We start from the raw sequence: 17,230 nt of genomic DNA on the forward strand, positions 1-17,230 counted from the left end.
CCTTGGCCTTATCGCCGTGCTCCACACCGCATGACCAGGATCACCCACCAGACATTCTCGAATATCGTGTCACCATGGGTTCTGGTATTCCTGGAAAGGTCAAGGTGGTTTCCAGGCTTGTTTCCGAGCAGGTGTAGCGCATGGTCGCATTCTCCGGTGCCACCGGCGTGGGAAGCTCCATGGTCGCGGTCATACCGTCGGGAGCGGTCATCTTCACCTCTCCTTGAAAGTGCAATTGATCCTGACACAAATTGAGTCGGCCGTCTTCGACGGACCAGCGCCCGGATGACTGGGAAGCCGCCCTACCGTCACCATGCACATCGCCTTCGCTGGTTTCCGCGATGGTTGTCAACTCGGCTGACAAACGGGCGGTGGCAAATGTGCCGTCGGATTCGTAGGTATAGACGACGTTGTGCCGTTCGCCCTCCACCACCTTCGGCCTTCGCAGCAGCTTTTGCATCCATTCGATAGGGCCGCCGCCGACTTCCTGCCACTGCCCCACGACACAGGCATCGAGGGCATCGATGCCTCCGCAGGGCTGGCATCCGGCTTCGAGGTCGACGCGCAGCTCAAGCGTGCGATCCGAGGTGTCGGCCGCGATGCCGACAAAACGGTAGCGGCTCTCGCCGCCATCATTGGTATCGATGGTTTCCGGAAGATCGCCCCATGAACCGCCTTCGCTGCGAGTGGCATAGCCTTCATCGGGCCGGACCTCGGTCGCCCATTCCCCGCACTCCAACTCCACCCAGCCGCGGCGGATCACGAAGGGGTCGAGCCTGATCCTCTCGGTCCGGGTTTCAGACCAATGCCACGTATCGCCGTCAGAAGGATTGATCGACAGCGCCGTGCCGTGCGGATGTTTTATATCGCGGCCGATATAGGCCTGCGCGAAGGACAGCCATTGATCTGCCGTAAGCGCGCCCTGCATGGCGCTGCGCTGCGCGCCGGCACCGGCTCTGGAAGCCATCTGATGGAGAAAGGGCATGACGCCGGACGGCCCCGTTTCGTCGTTCAGCCAAAGGAAGAAGACAACCGCCTCATAGGCCATCTCGTAGAGCGGCGTATCGTCCGAGACGCTGTCGAAGCGGTAGGTCCGGTCGTTTAGCGGTCCGATCTCGGGTAATGACAATGCCGCGAACCAGTCGGCCGAACCTTCAATCCACCAATCGCCGCCGACGCCCGTTCCGGCGCCGCTGCTGCCCATTTGCGCCGGAGACAAACTCGCTTCCTGCACACAGTGAAAGAACTCGTGCGCGATCACATAGGCGGCGTGTTCCACCGTGGCGCCGACGCTCAACAGATAAACCGCAATACGGCACTCGCCATCGCTTGCGCCGGTTTGAGCGGCTATGTTGCTGAAGCGGTCGGACGACGCCTCGCGCGGCGGCGGACCGTCGATAAGCATCACAGTGACATCGTCGAGACGGAAGGAGCCGATCAGGCTGAGTGCATCGGCTGCCCCACGCAGGCCACGCTCGAATTCATCGATCAGGCGCGGCGACAATGCCCAGTCCGCGTGGCGGTGATGTATGAGCCGTATATCGCTGGAGCCCGTCTCGGTGAGGACATTGATCCGCAACCGCTCGACGCAATCGAAAGGCATGGTTTCGAGGCGCGGGTCGAACTCTGCCCTGTAGGAAGATTCAGTGCAATCACCGAAATCCGCCTGGGCGGGCGTTGTGTGAAACCACAAGGTGCAAAAAGCTGCCGCGACAATCGGGATTATGGCTTTCGGCATTCGATGGCCCCCGTTTCCTGGCCGGTCGTTCGGCAACTTTGGTCGGCGATCGGGTGAAAATCCTGTTCCCGGCGTGTCAGAATTTCACCGTCAGGTCCGCCTTTGCCCCATGGTCGCTGACGCCATCTCCGATCTGGCCGTTATAGGCGATGGCGAGCTTTGCATTGGGGCTCAGCGCCAGGTCGAGGCCGGCCTCGATGATGGCCGCATCCTTAGCGATCGGCACGCCGGCGATCGTGAAGGCGTCGCCGCCGGTAAACGCGAGGTCGACGGTCGGTGTGACGTCACCGAAGGCATGGCGCCAGCCGAGCATGCCGTGCAGCCGTGCCGTTATGCCGCCGAGCGGCAGAGCCGTCCCGGCGCGCAGGCCGAGCGTGGTGAAGGTCGTGTTCTGGCTGGAGGAGGCGGCCGTTAGCGCCGCCGCACCACCCGTCTCGGTGAAGCCGTCCGTGTGCAGATTGACATAGGCGAGATTGGCAAACGGCTCGAAGCTGATACGGGCGGTGTCGATGCGATAGCCGGCCTCGGCGAAGAACTGTGCCGTTGAGGCGTCGTATTCGGCTTCGAGACTGTCGGTGAAGCCCGCGAAGGAAGCCGTGCGTGCCGTATCGATAGCGTGCCAGCTATAGGCGCCGCCGAAGCGCAGGCCCCATTTGCCGATCTTTGTGCCGGCATAGGCGCCGAGATGGTAGCTGTCGGCGGATCCTGAGGAGGCGCGGTCATCTATGTCGAAGCTGGTGCTGGAGTAGCCGGCAAGCAGGCCAAGCCGCCATATGTCGGCCACCGCCATATCGCCGCCAAGCACGAAGCCGCCCGTATCGCGGGTGAGCGAGGCGGCGTTGCCGTCATTGTCCCATTCACCCCAGGAGCCGAAGGCATGGCCCCATGCGGCGAAGCGGTCGGTGTCGGCAGGCGCGGCCTGAGGCCCGTCGTCACCATAAGCGAGCACCGGCATGGCTTTCGCTCCGACACCGGCGAAGGCGGCAAGCAAACGAGCATCCACCGCCTCGCGCACAAAGCGGCTGTCCTCGATCAGCACACTCGCAGCAGAGGCGTGAACCTCGCCGGAGATCGCATCGAAGGCTGCCGGCGCTGCCGAGGCCGAGGGCAAGAGCGCTATGGCGTCCCAGACCGGGTTGCCGGCACCAAGGCTGTCGACGCCTCCGGCGGCGGCCCGTTGGTTCGGGGTCAGCGCAACGCTGGCAAAGCTGGCGGTTTGAGCAATGGTGAAGGTGACGTCGTTGGTCCCATAGGTCAGTTGCGGCGTCAGGAAGGCCGACGAAAAGCCCATCGCCGTTCCGGCGAACGTCCCGGTGACGCCGCCGGTCGCCGTCAGGATCGTGTAGGGCGTGGCAAGGGCGAAATCCGGGAGCGATATGATTTCGACCGTGCCGCCCATCAGCGTCGCGGCACCGGCCACCTCGATCAGGTCGCTGTTTCCGGCCGCATCGATCTCAACCTCGTAGGTCGACCCCGCCGCCTGCGAGTAGGGGCCGACGATGTGCAGCGTGCCGATGGAATTGCCCGGCGCGACCGTGCCGCCGACAGTCGTGTTGCCCGTTACCGTGCCAAAACCCGCGAGTCGACCGCCGATATTGACGCCGACGGTCCCTACGAGATCGCCGTTGACGACAACCAGGCCGCTCGATCCGGGCTGATCGGCGACCGAGACCGCGCCCGTCGCGGTCACTGTCGCGCTCGGACCGATGATCAGCGTCCCGTCGCCGCCATCACCGACATAAAGATCGCCGGTATTCGTCCAGCTTGAGGCAATGCCGGCGACAATGGCGGTGCCGCTTGAACCGGCTCCCCTTCCGATATAGCCGTTGATATTGGTCACCGCACCACCGGCATCAACGCGCAACGTGCCGCTGCCGTTGCCGCCGACTTCCAGGGAAGCCGTGTTCGTCCAGGTCGAACCGGCGCCGATGACGGTCACCGCGCCGGCGCCCCCGGCCTCAACGCCGATCGTGCTGTCGATGCCCTTCACCTTTCCACCGCTATCAATCTCCAGCACGCCGGTGCCCCCCACGCCTACGCCGAAGTCGTCGCTGATGATCCAGACAGCGCCGTCCTTCACCGCAGCGGTGCCGTTGCCTTGGTAGCCCAGCGAAGTAAAGTCGCTTTCGACCTCGCCTTGGTCGGTGATGGTGAGCGATCCCTCGCCCTTGAAGCCGACATGGAATTGCGTTGCGGGGCCGATCCACTTCGAGCCGGCGCCGGTGACGAGCGCCGTGCCGAGCGTGTCGGGCGCGTTGGCAAGGCGTACCTGGCTGTTGCTGATTACCGTGCCTTGATCGGCGATTGTGAGCGAGCCCTCGCTGCCCGTCAGGCTGCCGATTCTGAGAAAACCGTTGGTGGTCCAGGTGGAGCCGAGCCCAGTGACGGTCGCGGTGCCGACGCCGCCGGAATCGCGGCCGACGGAGGCATTGCCACCTGTGGTCACGGCGCCGCCGTCTTCGATGGTCAGCGTGCCCGTGCCGTGCTCGCCGACATGCAGGTAGCCGCTGTTTGTCCATGTGGAGCCGCCGCCCGTTACGGTGACGGAGCCAAAAGAGCGGTCGCCCTGACCGAGGGTGGTGTTTACGCTGGTTGCGGCACCCCGATCCTTGATGACCAACCCGCCATCGCCAGTTACCCAGGGAAAACCGCCGCCCACAGTAAAATCGTCCGTTATAGTCCAGCGGGAATTCAGGCCGGTCACGGTCGCGTCACCTTGCGCGTTGTAGCCGAGATAGGTAACGCCACTGCTGACGGCGCCTCCATTTCCGATGGTCAATATGCCTTGAGCATAGTCGCCAACCTTCAGGGATCCGGAATTCCAGGTGGAGCCCGTGCCCATGATGGTTGCCGTGCCAAGGCTGGACCTGCCGACCGTGCCTCCTCCGGTTACCAGGTCGCCGTCGCTATGCACCTGTAGTGTGCCGATGCTGGATGCTGCACCGATCGTAAGATAATCGGCGTTCGCAACACCCGGACCAATCCTGGTATAATTTGGGGTCGTTTCGTTCAAAATGACGTCGTCTGCCGCGGTCGGCACGCTGCCGTCGGCCCAGTTGCCCGCCGTGTACCAATCGCCTGAAATCACGCCCGTCCACTCGTCGGCGCGCGCCGGCCCGACCACGAGTGCCACGACCACCGCAAACCCCGTAAGTGCCGTTGTCGAGCACAGAACTGCCGCCAGATCGAGTGGACCGGATTTATGTTCGATCCCGGTGTTGTTGTTGCCCTGCATACATTCCCTCGCCGCACAATAGATCGCAGCACATATCAGACCCTCATGGTCATTCATGCGCGGCGCAAAAGATAAACCTGCTTCAGAACACAAACTGCCCCGCTGGCGGGCAGGATGTCTTGGACCGGGAGGAACCAGTTGCGGACCAGAAGGCATCAATTGACGCGCTCATCTTTGCGGTGCATGTTTTTATATCAGCGATAGGGGATGCCGCTTGAATGAGCTGACACCACAGCCGTATCAATACTTCTCCACGGCATCTTTACCGGTTGCGGACAGGCTCGCGACCTGGAGGGAAGTATTCGGGCAAAAAGTGGTCCATCTCGATATCGAGCCCGCGAAGGACATTCCCTTTCATGCCGAAGGCACATTGTGCGCGCTTCCCGGCGCCGCGTTCTCCCTGGTATCGGCAACGCCAATTCGCGTAGCGCGGACGCAGAAGCTCATCTCAAACGACAAGGCAGATACGCTCTTCGTCGTGACTGCCGACACACCGCTTCAGGTTGCCCAGGGCGGCAAGGAGAAGGTGGTGGACGCCGGTGACGCGGTCTTCGTGCGGGGCGGCGAGTGCAGCACGCTCGCAACGGAACGGGAAACGCACGTCACCAACATTTCGGTTCCGATTGATAGTCTCGCGCCGATGCTTCCCCGCGTCGAAGATTTGTCCATGACAGTGATACCCAAGCGAAGCGATACGCTTGACTTATTCCTCGGTTATATTGACCTGGTGCGCGGCTGGCAGGAGGCCGTTTCGGCCGATCTCAGCCACATGGCAGCAAGTCACCTTCGTGATCTCGTGGCTGCAATTGCCCGCACCGGCGAGCCTACCACAACGGCGATGGAGAACCGCCCGGGCATCCGCGCCGCCCGGCTGCGCGGGATCAAGGCCACTATCGAAAGCCAGCTCAGCGAGCCGAGCCTCTCGCTTCACGACATTGCAGCGAGCAACGGGATATCGCCACGCTACGTCGGGAAACTTTTTCGGAATGAAGAAACGACGTTCTCGGATTTTGTACTGGGCCGTCGATTACATCGTGCCTGTCAATTGCTGCGGCATCGCGAGCACGCCGCGTCGACAATTGCCGCGGTTGCATATGCGTGCGGCTTCGGCGACCTTTCCTATTTCAACCGCACCTTTCGCCGCCGTTACGACATGACACCGTCCGAATATCGGGAAGATGCGTGGCGGAACCGATGGAAGTGATCAGGAACGAATAAAATAGGGAGAGCCCGCGTAAATTCTGACCATACATCGTTAAGTTCCATACATCGTTAAGTTTACGACGCCAATCTGGCTGATTCGCTTTTTCCTGGATCGCGACGGGCCGATGTGCGACCGGGTATTATTTGACCTCACAATCGACAGCAAGCTTAGCGGTTGCGACCTTGTCAAAATGAAGATCGGCTCTTTAATACGCGCCCATCTGTTGCTAGACACGCAAGCGTCCAAGCGACGCACTCTCATTCGGCCACTTCCCGCATCACGTGGTAAAGAGCCGACTTGGCTTCGAACCCGACGCCCGGGATCTGCGGCAGGCTGACAAAGCCGTCTTCCACGGCAATACCGTCGGCAAATCCGCCGAAGGGCTGGAACACGTCCGGATAGCTCTCATTTCCGCCCAGATGAAGGCCGGCGGCGATATTGAGTGACATCTGGTGGCCGCCATGTGGAACCACGCGGCGCGAGGACCAGCCCAGTTCCTGCATCACGTCGAGCGTACGCAGATATTCGACCAGCCCGTAGGACAGGGCACAGTCGAATTGCAGCCAGTCGCGATCCGGGCGCATTTTGCCATATCGCAACAGGTTGCGGGCGTCCTGATGCGAGAAGAGGTTTTCGCCGGTAGCCATCGGCAGGTCGTAGTGCTCGGCAAGCTCGGCCTGAAGTGCGAAATCGAGCGGATCTCCCGCTTCCTCGTACCAGAACAGATTATATGGCTTGAGGCCTTGCGCATAGGCGATGGCTGTTTCGAGATCGAAGCGCCCATTGGCGTCGACTGCGAGCCGGCTGCCTTCTCCGACCACGTCGAGCACGGCTTCGATGCGCGCAATGTCTTGCTTGAGCGGCGCGCCGCCGATCTTCATCTTCACTACGCAATAACCACGGTCGAGGTAGCTGCGCATCTCGTCTTGCAATTTGCCGTGGTCCTTGCCCGGATAGTAGTAGCCGCCGGCAGCATAGACCCACACCTTCTCGTCGGCCACGCCGCCACGGAAGCGATCGGCAAGCAGGCGCCAGAGCGGAACGCCGGCGATCTTGGCCACGGCGTCCCACACGGCCATATCGATCGTGCCGACGGCGACGGAGCGTTCGCCATGACCGCCGGGCTTCTCGTTGGTCATCAGCGCATTCCAGATAGCGAAGGGATCCAGATTATCATTGGCTTCGTCCACAAGACTTGCCGGATCGGCTTCCAGCACGCGGTCGATGAACCGGTCGCGCATCAGCGCGCCTTGTCCGTAGCGGCCGTTGGAATTGAAACCATAGCCGACCACGCGTTTGCCGTCGTGGATCACGTCGGTAACGACCGCGACGACCGAACAGGTCATTTTCGAAAAATCAATATAGGCATTGGCGATCGGGGAGGCGATCGAGACGGTCTTTTCGCGGATTTCGAGGATTCTCATGTCGTTTCTCTTCAACTCAATGCGTCGGCAATCGCTTTGCCGCAGGTCATGGTGTCCGCCTTGCCGCCAAGGTCGCGCGTGCGCAGGGCAGGTTCGGCCAGTATCTTCTCGATGGCCTGGAGGATGCCGGCCGCCGCCTCGGGATGGCCGAGATGGTCGAGCATCATCGCGCCGGCCCAGATCTGGCCGACCGGGTTGGCGATCCCCTGGCCGGCAATATCCGGCGCCGAGCCGTGGACCGGCTCGAACAATGACGGGAAGGCGCGCTCGGGATTGATATTGCCTGATGGTGCAATGCCGATGGTGCCGGTACAGGCCGGGCCGAGATCGGACAGGATGTCGCCGAATAGGTTGGAGGCGACTACCACGTCGAAGCGGTCAGGATGCAACACGAACAGTGCGGTCAGGATGTCGATATGATATTTGTCGACTTGCACATCTGGGTAGGCAGCGGCCATCTCCGCCACGCGCTCGTCCCAATAGGGCATGGTGATGGAAATGCCGTTCGACTTGGTAGCCGAGGTCAGGCGCCGGCCGCGCTTCATCGCCAGTTCGAAGGCGTAGCGCAGGATACGGTCGACGCCGATGCGCGACATCACCGTCTCCTGCATCACGATCTCGCGGTCGGTGCCCGGATACATCCTGCCGCCGATGGAGGAATATTCGCCCTCCGTATTTTCCCGCACGATCATCATGTCGATGTCGCCCGGGCCGCGCCCGACGAGCGGGGAGGGCACGCCCGGCATCAAGCGCGCTGGGCGCAGGCTGACATATTGATCGAACTCGCGCCGGAACAGCAGCAGCGAGCCCCAGAGCGAGACGTGATCGGGAACCGTTTCGGGCCAGCCGACCGCGCCGAAAAACAGCGCGTCATGGCCGCCCACCTGCGATTTCCAGTCATCGGGCATCATCTGGCCGTGCTTGGCGTAATAGGCGCAGGAAGAGAAATCGAACTCGTCGAACCGCAAACCAAGCCCGTAGCGGCGGGCCGCGGCTTCGAGGACCCGAATTCCTTCGGGTACGACTTCCTTGCCGATCCCGTCGCCGGGTATGACGGCGATGCGCATGCTGTTGTCGCTCATTTCGTCCTCAATCGTTGCGGCTGCGGATTGCGGCGATCACCGCTTCGGTCACGCGCTCGGTCGTGGCGTCGCCCCCGAGATCGGGGGTATGAAGGTCCGGGTCGGCGGTGACTTTTTCGATCGCGTCCATCAGCCGGCGGGCCGCGTCGCGTTCGCCGACATGTTCGAGCAGCATCGATGCGCTCCAGAAGGTTGCGACCGGATTGGCGATGCCCTTGCCGGTGATGTCGAAGGCCGATCCGTGGATCGGCTCGAACATTGAGGGCGTCCGGCGTTCGGGGTTGAGGTTCGCCGTTGGCGCGATGCCGATCGAGCCGGCAAGCGCTGCCGCCAGATCCGACAGGATGTCGGCATGCAGGTTGGTCGCCACGATGGTGTCGAGCGAGGACGGATTCAGCGTCATCCGCACGGTCATGGCGTCGACGAGCATCTTGTCCCAGGTCACGTCCGGAAAATCGCGCGAGACTTCACGGGCGATCTCGTCCCACATCACCATGCCGTAGCGCTGCGCGTTCGACTTGGTCACCACGGTCAGCAGCTTGCGGGGCCGCGACCGGGCGAGCACGAAAGCGTGGCGCATGATCCGCTCGACCCCTATTCGCGTGAAGATGGAGACTTCGGTGGCAACCTCCCCCGGCAGGCCCCGGTGCGAGCGCCCGCCCTGGCCGGCATATTCGCCTTCGGAATTCTCACGTACGATCACCCAGTCGAGTTCGCCCGGTCCGACGCCGCGCAGGGGACTTTCGATGCCTGGCAGGATGCGGGTGGGACGCACATTCGCATATTGGTCGAGCGGCTGGCAGATGGCGAGCCGCAGGCCCCAGAGCGTCAGATGATCGGGCACGTCGGGCGCACCGACCGCGCCGAAGAAAATGGCGTCGAAGTCGCGGAGCTGTTCGGCGCCGTCCTCGGGCATCAGGGCGCCGGTGCGCTTGTAGCGCTCGCTGCCCCAGTCGAACGTCTTCACGTCGAGACGGAAGCCGCCGTCTCGCTCGACAAGTGCTTCGAGCACGCGCAGGCCCGCAGCGATAACCTCGATCCCGATCCCATCGCCGGGAATCGAGGCGATCCGATAGGTCTTCATTCCTGTTCCTTTTCCTACATCAGCATGCCGCGAGGCATCCGCAGCAGAAGCACGTCGGCCATCAGCCACCAGAACACGGCGACGGTCGCGATTGCGACAAGACCACGAACAAGCCAGGTGCGGACCGGGACGCGGTTGTGCTCGCCGACCACGGCCATGGCGAGAAAGGCCACGAAGCTGGTGACGATGAAACCGACGACGGGAAGGAGCCATGCCCAGACCGTGAAGATCGCGACCAGGGCTGCCCGCCGGATGTTGGACACCGGCCCGGCTGTGGTCTCGGTCGGGACCGGACGGTTCCTGCCCATGAGGCCAAGGACGATCAGGGCGATCGACAACACCGCCAGAAGCAGCGAGATCGTCTTGGGGAAGACCGAGCCCATGGCTGACATGCCCTGCGCACCCCAAAAGGCAAGCCCGGCAAGAAGAAGGAAGACCGCGGCCAGCGCGACTGCCCCCCAATCATGGCCACGCGCCAGCGCCGGCCCGGATTCGGGCAGCGGGTGGGTGTCGTCGAGCGCGCCGGCACGGCTCGTGGCCGACGTCGCCACTTCGGTCATGGCGGCCGCGCCGCGCTTTCTGGCCCGGTAATCGGCCAGGAAGGGGTAGAGCAGCGTAATCAGGGCGGCTGCGATGATGGCGATGCTGAGGGGCCGGCCGAAGAACATGCCGAACAGGTTTCCGGTGGCATTGCCGATGAGGTAGGTCTGCACGAAGCCCTGCTCGGCGATGGAGCCGAGAACCAGTCCCAGCACGATCGGCGAGGGCGAGAAACCGTAGCGGTTGATGAACCATGCGATTATACCGACGCCCAGCATGACCTGTGTGTCCTGTACGTTTGAATGAACGGCGAAGGAGCCGATAACCGTCAGGAACGCGACCGTGGGGACCAGCAGCGATTTCGGGAATGCGATGACCGACTTGTAGGCGTAGCGCCCGATCAGCAGGCCCGCCGGCAGCATCAGGATGGTGGCGATTAGCAGGCCGTAGATGAAGGTGTAGACGATGTGCCCTTCGGAAGAAAACAGCGTCGGCCCGATCTTGATGCCCTGGACGAGCAGTGCGCCCAGGATGATGGCATCGGGCGGCGTGCCCGGAATGCCGAGCACCAGCGTTGGAATGAAGCCGCCGCCGACGGTGGCGTTATTGGCTGCCTCGGTCGCGATGACGCCGTCGGGCTCGCCCTTGCCGAAATGAGCGGCGCGTGGCGAAGCCCTGCGCGCCTCGGAATAGCTGACGAGGCCGGCAATTGAGCCGCCGGCACCGGGGAGGATGCCAATGACCGTTCCGATCACTGATGAACGGGCGACATTGAGCTTCTGTCGCCAGCAGATGTCGAGCGCTTCGCGGAACCGAATCCCGTCGGTGCCGCCAGCGACCTTCAGATGCGGATCTCTGGTGGCCACCAGATCGATAATCACCGGCACGCAGTAAAGGCCGATTAGCGCCGCTATATAGTCGATTCCGCCGAGGAAAATCTGCGAGCCGAGCGTGTAGCGAACGTCACCACCGACGACAGCGACGCCGACCATGGACATGAGAAGACCCAGGCAAGCGCCGATTAGTCCCTTGAGGGTATTGCCGACGGACAGCGCCGAGATCAGGGTCAGGCCGAAAACAGCAAGCCAGAAATATTCCGAAGGACCGAATGCGAGCGCCACTTTGGCGAGCGGTGGCGCGAGCAACAGAAGGCTAATCGCGCCAACAAGCCCGCCCACCACAGAGGCGATGGTGGCAAGTGTGATGGCCAGCCCTCCATCTCCCCGCCGGGCCATGGGATAGCCGTCGAACGTGGTGGCGATGGAGGACGGCGTTCCCGGCGTGTTAACCAGGATCGCGGCAAAGGCCCCGCCGTAGATCGCGCCGGTATAAATCGCACCGAGCGCGATCAAACCTGCGGCGGGCGCCATGGTGAATGTGAACGGAACCAGCACGGCCACCGCCATCGCCGCCGACAAACCGGGAAGTGCCCCGATGACTGTCCCCAGTACGACGCCGCCCAGGGCGAGCATCAGGTTGAACGGGCTGAGAGCGTCGAGGAAGTAGCCGAACAGTTCCATGTGCCGGCCTCTTAATTATCGCCGATGTTGAGCGCCTTAGCTCCCGCGGCATATTCAGCCTTCATCTTTTTCATGAAGGCTCCCATTTTGTCGTAAGTGATGTCGGTCAACACAAAACCACCGGATTCCATCTTCTTCTTGAAGGTGGGGTTTTCGTTGATTTGCTGTACGATATCGGAAATGCGCTTGCGCAGTTCCTCCGGGGTGGAATCGGGCACCGCCACTCCGCGATAGGCACCGCCGGCCATGTCATAGCCGAGTTCCTTGAAGGTAGGCACATCCGGGAAGGCGGGCAGCCGCTCGTCGGAGGCTACGGCGAGCATCTTGAGATCCTCGCCAACGTTGACGCCCGATGTCGCGTAATTGAAACCGCCAGTAGTCTGTCCTCCGAGGACCGCCGTCATCGACGGGCCTGTGCCTGAAAAGGGTACATAGGTGGTGGTGATGCCGGCCAGATCATCGAACTTGGCGTGGCCGAGATTGTTGGCCGAATTCGCGCCGGAGCCAGCGAAGGTGACCATCCCCGGGTTCTTCTTTGCATAGGCAACAAGGTCCTCGAGCGTCTTGAATTCGCTGTCCTTCTGCACAAAAATCGCATTTGGCGTATAGTGGAAGTAGTGGACGGGCGTTAGGTCGTCGGTGACGTAGCCGACCGAGCCTTCCATCGGCTGCAGCACCGTGTGTGGCAGGTTGATGCCCATGATCGTATAGCCGTCGCCCTCGATCTGGTTGAGTTGCGACCAGGCCTGCGCGCCGCCGGCACCGGGCTGGTACTGAATGACCACGTCCTGCCCGGTGACTTCCTTCCAGACGCTCTGCTGATAGCGCGCGGAGACGTCGGACTCACCGCCGGCGTTGAAGGGGATGATGTAGGTCATCGGCTTGGCCGGAAAATCTTCGACCGATTGTGCGGATACCGGCAGGGCTGTCAGCAAAGCAAGTGCGGTGCCGGCGACGAGGGTCAATTTGATATTCATAGTTATCCTCCCGGAGATCGGCCTGGACGGAATGCCGGGGCCGTACGTTATAAGAAAGTTCGATAGTCAGGCGGTGGTGGCCACCTACATTGTCTGCGCGTCCGAACTTCTCCCTCCTCGAACAACGCATCCATTAGATGCCGACGCCCATATCGGACGTCGGCAACGACGGTAGATTAACTTCTGATTTTTATGTTGGGAAATTCCGATATTTCATTTCATTATTGCGTTTGATGAACAAATGGAGCAGACATGCGAGGCGAAGGCGACATGCGGTTCTTCACGGTGGTCGCGCAGCGCAACAGCCTGTCGCAGGCTGCTCTGGAACTCGGACTTACGGCGTCAGCGGTTAGCCGCCGGTTAGCCCGGATCGAGGACAGGCTGGGAGTGCGGCTGGTGAACCGCACGACACGCCGCCTCAGCCTGACCAGCGAGGGAGAAGCCTATCTTTCGGCCTCGCACGAAATCCTCAATCGCATCGCGGCTGTCGAGGAAACGATCTTCTCGGCCCGGGCCGAGCCGCAGGGCCTCCTCAGGATCAACGCGACGTTCCAGTTCAGCCGCGAACACATTGCACCGGCGATCTCGAAATTCTCGGCGCGCTACCCGGAAGTCCAGGTGCAATTGGTACTGACCGACGCGCCGCTGAATCTGATCGAGGACGGATTCGATCTGCAGATCCGCTTCGGCCCGCCGGCGGCGACGCGGCATGTCACGGCGCTTCTCCTGCGTAACAGGCGGATGCTGGTTGCCGCACCCTCCTATCTGACCTCCCGCGGAGTTCCACGCCGGCTCACCGATCTCGCGCATCATTCATGCATCGTCCTCAGGCAGGAACATGCCGCTTACGATATCTGGAGGTTCGGTAACGACGAGAGCGTGCGGGTTTCCGGTGCCCTGGCGACCAATGACGGTGAGATCGCCGTTTCCTGGGTGCTCGACGGCCATGGCATTATGCTGCGCTCGGAATGGGACATCGCCCCATATGTCAGATCAGGCCGGTTGCAGATCGTGCTGCCGCGCCACTACACTCAGGCCGACATCATGGCCGTCTACCCCGAGCGGCTGAACCTTTCGGCGAAAGTGCGGATGTTCATCGATCTGCTGCGCGAGGAGCTCAAGCCAAAAACGCAGGGGTTGCAGCTTGCCCGATAGTCATAACTGCGTAGAGCTTAGCGCTGACGAGCCGCTTCGCCACGCTCAGCTCGCATGAGGCCGTAGCGTTGATGGCGCGCGCTCAGACAATGCCCCGACGGATCTCTTGGGCGTTTGGAAACGCGAAGAGATTTGGTTGCGGGGGTTGGATTTGAACCAACGACCTTCAGGTTATGAGCCTGACGAGCTACCGGGCTGCTCCACCCCGCGATAAGCCATTCGGCGATGCCGGGGCAGCCCGGTCTTTTTCCTGTTTGTCCCTTCTCGGAGCCCTGCGGCCCTGCGGCGGGACGGGGTGCTGCTCCACCCCGCGATAAGCTTTTGAGCGTCCGGGTTCAGCCCGGCTTTTTGTTTGTGCGCCTTCGAGATCTGCGACCGTTGCCGGCGAACGGGATGCTCCTGGTCCTGCATCCAATGGCAAAGACAAGCTTTGTTTCCGAAGGACAACTCCATCGACAGGAAGGCCGCATTCGGGCCTTGAGCCCCGTCTTGCGGGCCGCATCGTAAGGAGAAGATTTTCAATGTGCGTTTGGCAGACCTGGCAGCGACTTACTCTCCCGCGTCTTGAGACGAAGTACCATCAGCGCTGGAGCGTTTCACGGCCGAGTTCGGAATGGGATCGGGTGCAGCCGCTCCGCCATAACCACCAGGTCGGCAAAGCGCACATTGTTCGAGAAGCTGTTTTGTGCCTGGCGATGCAATTGCTTTCGGGCACCGCCCGCAAGCGCGACTGCGCGTCGCCGGTTATCCGGCGCCCTCGCGGAGCACAGGCCCGAAGGGCCGCTCATGCGTGAGCGCTGGTTGATGAACATTAGGAATGAGAACGATCAAGTCGATCGAGTTATTAGTACCGGTAAGCTTCAAGCGTTGCCGCTCTTCCACACCCGGCCTATCAACGTGGTCGTCTTCCACGACTCTCAGGGAATACTCGTTTCAAGGTGGGTTTCCCGCTTAGATGCCTTCAGCGGTTATCCCGTCCGGATATAGCTACCCTGCAATGCGGCTGGCGCCACAACAGGTCCACCAGAGATCCGTCCATCCCGGTCCTCTCGTACTAGGGACAGATCCTTTCAATATTCCTACACCCACGGCAGATAGGGACCGAACTGTCTCACGACGTTCTGAACCCAACTCACGTACCGCTTTAAATGGCGAACAGCCATACCCTTGGGACCTGCTCCAGCCCCAGGATGCGATGAGTCGACATCGAGGTGCCAAACAACCCCGTCGATATGGACTCTTGGGGGTCATCAGCCTGTTATCCCCGGCGTACCTTTTATCCGTTGAGCGATGGCCCTTCCACGCGGGACCACCGGATCACTATGACCGACTTTCGTCTCTGCTCGACTTGTCAGTCTCGCAGTCAGGCAGGCTTATGCCATTGCACTCAGCGAACGATTTCCGACCGTTCTGAGCCCACCATCGCGCGCCTCCGTTACTCTTTAGGAGGCGACCGCCCCAGTCAAACTACCCACCATACATTGTCCCGGACCCGGATAACGGGCCGCGGTTAGACATCCATAGAGATAAGGGTGGTATTTCAAGGGTGGCTCCACCAAGGCTGGCGCCCTGGCTTCAAAGCCTACCACCTATCCTACACATGCCACTACGAATGCCAATGTAAAGCTATAGTAAAGGTGCACGGGGTCTTTCCGTCTAACCGCAGGAACCCCGCATCTTCACGGGGAATTCAATTTCACTGAGTCTATGCTGGAGACAGCGGGGAAGTCGTTACGCCATTCGTGCAGGTCGGAACTTACCCGACAAGGAATTTCGCTACCTTAGGACCGTTATAGTTACGGCCGCCGTTTACTGGGGCTTCGATTCAGAGCTTGCACCCCTCCTCTTAACCTTCCAGCACCGGGCAGGCGTCAGACCCTATACGTCGCCTTGCGGCTTCGCAGAGCCCTGTGTTTTTGATAAACAGTCGCTACCCCCTGGTCTGTGCCACCCTCATCTGCTTGCGCAAAAAAGGGTCACGCTTCTTCCGAAGTTACGCGTGCAATTTGCCGAGTTCCTTCAGCATAGTTCTCTCAAGCGCCTTGGTATACTCTACCAGTCCACCAGTGTCGGTTTCGGGTACGGTCTATAAGTGGGAGCTGTTTCCTGGAACCACTTCGCTGCAAGATCAATCCAATAAGACCTCACAACACACATGATCCGTCACTACCCACAGGCCCACGAATATTAACGTGGTTCCCATCGTCTACGCGTTTCCGCCTCGACTTAGGGGCCGGCTAACCCTGCTCAGATTAACTTTAAGCAGGAACCCTTGGACTTTCGGCGGGGGAGTCTCTCACTCCCCTTACGTTACTCATGTCAGCATTCGCACTTCCGATACCTCCACCATCCCTCACGGGTATGGCTTCATCGGCTTACGGAACGCTCCGCTACCGCTCACGATTGCTCGTGAACCCTAAGCTTCGGTGTATGGCTTGAGCCCCGTTACATTTTCGGCGCAAAGACCCTTATTTAGACCAGTGAGCTGTTACGCTTTCTTTAAATGATGGCTGCTTCTAAGCCAACATCCTGGTTGTTTTGGGATCCTCACATCCTTTCCCACTTAGCCATAACTTGGGGACCTTAGCTGTAGGTCAGGGTTGTTTCCCTTTCCACGACGGACGTTAGCACCCGCCGTGTGTCTGCCGACTAGTACTCCTGGGTATTCAGAGTTTGCTTAGGTTTGGTAATCCGGTGAGGACCCCTAGCCCATGCAGTGCTTTACCCCCCAGGGTATTCGGTCGACGCTCTACCTAAATAGATTTCGCGGAGAACCAGCTATTTCCGAGTTTGATTGGCCTTTCACCCCTAGCCACAAGTCATCCCAATCTATTGCAACAGATATGGGTTCGGTCCTCCAGTAAGTGTTACCTTACCTTCAACCTGCTCATGGCTAGATCACTCGGTTTCGGGTCTAATGCGACGAACTGAACGCCCTGTTCAGACTCGCTTTCGCTGCGCCTACACCTACCGGCTTAAGCTTGCTCGTCACACTAAGTCGCTGACCCATTATACAAAAGGTACGTAGTCACCCAGGACGAACCTTGGGCTCCTACTGTTTGTAGGCAATCGGTTTCAGGTACTCTTTCACTCCCCTTGTCGGGGTGCTTTTCACCTTTCCCTCACGGTACTAGTTCACTATCGGTCATGCACGAGTACTTAGGCTTGGAGAGTGGTCTCCCCATGTTCAGACAGGATTTCACGTGTCCCGCCCTACTCAAGGACTTTCGTTCGCATTACGCGTACGGGGCTGTCACCCGCTATGGCTCAC

At 60.9% G+C, this 17,230-nt stretch carries 9 protein-coding genes, 1 tRNA gene and 2 rRNA genes (1 of these 12 only partly in view); 2 read left to right on the forward strand and 10 right to left on the reverse strand.

Annotated features, from left to right (window positions below):
- Positions 1 to 40: 40 nt before the first annotated feature.
- Positions 41 to 1,738: a hypothetical protein gene (locus BFN67_RS06415; protein WP_080918798.1), complete on the reverse strand. Its 1,698-nt coding sequence runs from the start codon at positions 1,736 to 1,738 to the stop codon at positions 41 to 43.
- Between the two features lie 76 nt (positions 1,739 to 1,814).
- On the reverse strand, positions 1,815 to 4,973 hold the full coding sequence (locus tag BFN67_RS06420; RefSeq protein WP_080918799.1) for an autotransporter outer membrane beta-barrel domain-containing protein: 3,159 nt from the start codon (positions 4,971 to 4,973) through the stop codon (positions 1,815 to 1,817).
- 214 nt (positions 4,974 to 5,187) lie between these two features.
- Here BFN67_RS06420 and BFN67_RS06425 point away from each other — a divergent pair, with 214 nt between their 5' ends.
- A complete protein-coding gene (locus BFN67_RS06425; RefSeq protein ID WP_080918800.1) occupies positions 5,188 to 6,177 on the forward strand; it encodes an AraC family transcriptional regulator in 990 nt (329 codons plus the stop codon).
- A gap of 257 nt (positions 6,178 to 6,434) precedes the next feature.
- Here the strand turns inward: BFN67_RS06425 and BFN67_RS06435 are convergent, their stop codons facing one another.
- The 5 genes from BFN67_RS06435 to BFN67_RS06455 are packed head-to-tail and all read right to left on the reverse strand — an operon-like array spanning position 6,435 to position 12,804.
- The gene (locus BFN67_RS06435) at positions 6,435 to 7,601 is read right to left on the reverse strand and encodes a mandelate racemase/muconate lactonizing enzyme family protein (RefSeq protein ID WP_080918801.1); all 1,167 of its coding nucleotides are present in this window, start codon (positions 7,599 to 7,601) and stop codon (positions 6,435 to 6,437) included.
- An 11-nt stretch (positions 7,602 to 7,612) separates the two neighbouring features.
- Positions 7,613 to 8,683, reverse strand: a complete 1,071-nt coding sequence (locus BFN67_RS06440; protein WP_080918802.1) for a tartrate dehydrogenase — start codon at positions 8,681 to 8,683, stop codon at positions 7,613 to 7,615.
- Between the two features lie 7 nt (positions 8,684 to 8,690).
- Positions 8,691 to 9,767, reverse strand: a complete 1,077-nt coding sequence (locus BFN67_RS06445) for a tartrate dehydrogenase (RefSeq protein ID WP_080918803.1) — start codon at positions 9,765 to 9,767, stop codon at positions 8,691 to 8,693.
- A gap of 14 nt (positions 9,768 to 9,781) precedes the next feature.
- Positions 9,782 to 11,827, reverse strand: a complete 2,046-nt coding sequence (locus tag BFN67_RS06450; protein ID WP_080918804.1) for a tripartite tricarboxylate transporter permease — start codon at positions 11,825 to 11,827, stop codon at positions 9,782 to 9,784.
- Between the two features lie 11 nt (positions 11,828 to 11,838).
- Complete coding sequence (locus BFN67_RS06455) at positions 11,839 to 12,804, reverse strand: tripartite tricarboxylate transporter substrate binding protein (protein ID WP_080918805.1); 966 nt, start codon at positions 12,802 to 12,804, stop codon at positions 11,839 to 11,841.
- 252 nt (positions 12,805 to 13,056) lie between these two features.
- On the opposite strand from BFN67_RS06455, the gene BFN67_RS06460 reads away from it, so the two are divergent.
- Positions 13,057 to 13,959, forward strand: coding sequence for a LysR family transcriptional regulator (locus tag BFN67_RS06460; RefSeq protein WP_080918806.1), 903 nt, complete (start codon positions 13,057 to 13,059; stop codon positions 13,957 to 13,959).
- Between the two features lie 133 nt (positions 13,960 to 14,092).
- Here BFN67_RS06460 and BFN67_RS06465 read toward each other — a convergent pair.
- The 3 genes from BFN67_RS06465 to BFN67_RS06475 form a co-directional block, all read right to left on the reverse strand.
- Positions 14,093 to 14,169, reverse strand: a tRNA-Met gene (locus BFN67_RS06465).
- A gap of 326 nt (positions 14,170 to 14,495) precedes the next feature.
- Positions 14,496 to 14,610, reverse strand: a 5S ribosomal RNA gene (gene rrf / locus BFN67_RS06470).
- Positions 14,611 to 14,782: 172 nt separating this feature from the next.
- Positions 14,783 to 17,230, reverse strand: a 23S ribosomal RNA gene (locus tag BFN67_RS06475) (it continues 468 nt past the right edge of the window).

This window comes from Manganibacter manganicus, assembly GCF_002075885.1.
Taxonomy (GTDB): domain Bacteria; phylum Pseudomonadota; class Alphaproteobacteria; order Rhizobiales; family Rhizobiaceae; genus Mesorhizobium; species Mesorhizobium manganicum.